Source organism: Melissospora conviva, assembly GCF_049523535.1.
GTDB classification, from domain to species: Bacteria; Actinomycetota; Actinomycetes; order Mycobacteriales; family Micromonosporaceae; genus Melissospora; species Melissospora conviva.
This window is the reverse complement of record NZ_JBLLDT010000015.1, coordinates 1-3,390: the sequence shown is the minus strand read 5'-3', so window position 1 is coordinate 3,390 and position 3,390 is coordinate 1. Positions and strand designations below refer to the sequence as shown.

Genomic DNA, 3,390 nt, shown 5'->3' with positions numbered 1-3,390 from the left:
TTGGGGGTTTGTCGGTCTGGTGTGGGGTGGTGGGTTGTGGGTTGGTCGTTTGTTGAGAATTGCACAGTGGACGCGAGCATCTTTGTGGTCAAGTTGTCAAGGGCGAACGGTGGATGCCTTGGCACTAGGAGCCGATGAAGGACGTGGGAGGCCGCGATAGGCCTGGGGGAGCTGTCAACCAAGCTATGATCCCAGGGTGTCCGAATGGGGAAACCTGGCACCAGTCATGTGGTGTCACCCACACCTGAACACATAGGGTGTGTGGGGGGAACGCGGGGAAGTGAAACATCTCAGTACCCGCAGGAAGAGAAAACAAAACGTGATTCCGTGAGTAGTGGCGAGCGAAAGCGGATGAGGCTAAACCGGCTGCGTGTGATACCTGTCAGGGGTTGCGTGGTCGGGGTTGTGGGACATTGCGGGATACGCTGACACGTGTCCGAGGAGTTACAAAACCAGTTGCTAGCCGAATGGTGTGGAAAAGCCAACCGTAGTCGGTGATAGTCCGGTAGGTGAAAGTGGCTGGTCTCCTGTGATTGTTCCCGAGTAGCGGCGGACCCCTGAAATCTGCCGTGAATCTGCCAGGACCACCTGGTAAGCCTAAATACTTCCTAGTGACCGATAGCGGACAAGTACCGTGAGGGAATGGTGAAAAGTACCCCGGGAGGGGAGTGAAATAGTACCTGAAACCGTTCGCCTACAATCCGTCGGAGCCTTTAGGGGTGACGGCGTGCCTTTTGAAGAATGAGCCTGCGAGTTAGTGGCATGTGGCGAGGTTAACCCGTGTGGGGGAGCCGTAGCGAAAGCGAGTCTGAACAGGGCGTTCAGTCGCGTGTCCTAGACCCGAAGCGGAGTGATCTAGCCATGGGCAGGCTGAAGCGCGGGTAAGACCGCGTGGAGGGCCGAACCCACCAACGTTGAAAAGTTGGGGGATGACCTGTGGTTAGGGGTGAAAGGCCAATCAAACTCCGTGATAGCTGGTTCTCCCCGAAATGCATTTAGGTGCAGCGTCGCGTGTTTCTTGCCGGAGGTAGAGCACTGGATGATCTAGGGGGCCCACAAGCTTACCGAAATCAGCCAAACTCCGAATGCCGGTAAGTGAGAGCGCGGCAGTGAGACTGCGGGGGATAAGCTTCGTAGTCGAGAGGGAAACAGCCCAGATCACCAGCTAAGGCCCCTAAGCGTGTGCTAAGTGGAAAAGGATGTGGGGTCGCATAGACAACCAGGAGGTTGGCTTAGAAGCAGCCACCCTTTAAAGAGTGCGTAATAGCTCACTGGTCAAGTGGTTCCGCGCCGACAATGTAGCGGGGCTCAAGCACACCGCCGAAGCTGTGGCATTCACATTTTAACCCCGCCGGCGCCTTCGGGTGTTGGTGCAGGTGTGTGGATGGGTAGGGGAGCGTCGTGCCGGGGGTGAAGCAGCGGGGTGACCCAGCTGTGGACGCGGCACGAGTGAGAATGCAGGCATGAGTAGCGAAAGAAGGGTGAGAAACCCTTCCGCCGGATGACCAAGGGTTCCAGGGCCAGGCTAATCCGCCCTGGGTGAGTCGGGACCTAAGGCGAGGCCGAGAGGCGTAGTCGATGGACAACGGGTTGATATTCCCGTACCCGCGAAAGAGCGCCCATGACGAACCTTGTTGTGCTAACCACCCGAACTGCCGGATGCCTTCGGGTTGATGGTGGGGAGCGTGGGACCCTGGCAGGTAGTAGTCAAGCGATGGGGTGACGCAGGAAGGTAGCTGATCCCGGCCGGTGGTTGTGCCGGGGTAAGCGTGTAGGCCGGTGTGTAGGCAAATCCGCACACCATGAGGCTGAGACGTGATGCCGAGCCGATTCAGGTGAAGTCAGTGATCCTATGCTGCCGAGAAAAGCCTCTAGCGAGCTCTTAGCGGCCCGTACCCCAAACCGACACAGGTGGTCAGGTAGAGAATACCAAGGCGATCGGGCGAACTGTGGTTAAGGAACTCGGCAAATTACCCCCGTAACTTAGGGAGAAGGGGGGCCGGAGACGTGAAGCCCCTTGCGGGTGGAGCGTTGTATGGCCGCAGAGACCAGGGGGAAGCGACTGTTTACTAAAAACACAGGTCCATGCGAAGAAGTAATTCGATGTATATGGACTGACGCCTGCCCGGTGCTGGAACGTTAAGGGGACCGGTTAGCTCTTCGGGGCGAAGCTGAGAACTTAAGCGCCAGTAAACGGCGGTGGTAACTATAACCATCCTAAGGTAGCGAAATTCCTTGTCGGGTAAGTTCCGACCTGCACGAATGGCGTAACGACTTCCCCACTGTCTCAACCACAGGCCCGGCGAAATTGCACTACGAGTAAAGATGCTCGTTACGCGCGGCAGGACGGAAAGACCCCGGGACCTTTACTATAGCTTGACATTGGTACTCGACTTAGCTTGTGTAGGATAGGTGGGAGCCTGTGAAACCCGTACGCCAGTATGGGTGGAGGCAATCTTGAAATACCACTCTGGTTGATTTGGGTATCTAACTTCGGACCGTTATCCGGTTCAGGGACAGTGTCTGGTGGGTAGTTTAACTGGGGCGGTTGCCTCCTAAAAGGTAACGGAGGCGCCCAAAGGTTCCCTCAGCCTGGTTGGCAATCAGGTGTTGAGTGCAAGTACACAAGGGAGCTTGACTGTGAGACTGACAGGTCGAGCAGGGACGAAAGTCGGGACTAGTGATCCGGCACTTGCGAGTGGAAGCGGTGTCGCTCAACGGATAAAAGGTACCCCGGGGATAACAGGCTGATCTTCCCCAAGAGTCCATATCGACGGGATGGTTTGGCACCTCGATGTCGGCTCGTCGCATCCTGGGGCTGTAGCAGGTCCCAAGGGTTGGGCTGTTCGCCCATTAAAGCGGTACGCGAGCTGGGTTTAGAACGTCGTGAGACAGTTCGGTCCCTATCCGCCGTGCGCGTAGGATACTTGAGAAGGGCTGTCCCTAGTACGAGAGGACCGGGACGGACGAACCTCTGGTGTGCCAGTTGTCCCGCCAGGGGCACGGCTGGTTAGCTACGTTCGGAAGGGATAACCGCTGAAAGCATCTAAGCGGGAAGCTCGCTTCGAGATGAGGTATCCCACCCACCTTGGTGGGGTAAGGCCCCCAGCTAGACGACTGGGTTGATAGGCCGGAAATGTAAGCCCGGTAACGGGTTCAGTTGACCGGTACTAATAGGCCGAGGACTTGACCTACAAAGCTGCTACGCGTCCACTGTGCAACTCCCGACAAACGAACACGTGACAACCGTGTATCGATAAGTCGATAGAGTTACGGCGGCCATAGCGGAGGGGAAACGCCCGGCAACATTCCGAACCCGGAAGCTAAGCCCTCCAGCGCCGATGGTACTGCACCCGGGAGGGTGTGGGAGAGTAGGACGCCGCCGGACAA

2 rRNA genes are annotated in these 3,390 nt (G+C 57.2%); both read left to right on the top strand.

The features are described from left to right. Window positions 1-86: 86 nt before the first annotated feature. Window positions 87-3,194 (top strand): 23S ribosomal RNA (locus tag ACK8GG_RS21230). Window positions 3,195-3,271: 77 nt separating this feature from the next. Next, a 5S ribosomal RNA gene (gene rrf / locus ACK8GG_RS21225) occupies window positions 3,272-3,388 on the top strand. Window positions 3,389-3,390 lie beyond the last annotated feature (2 nt).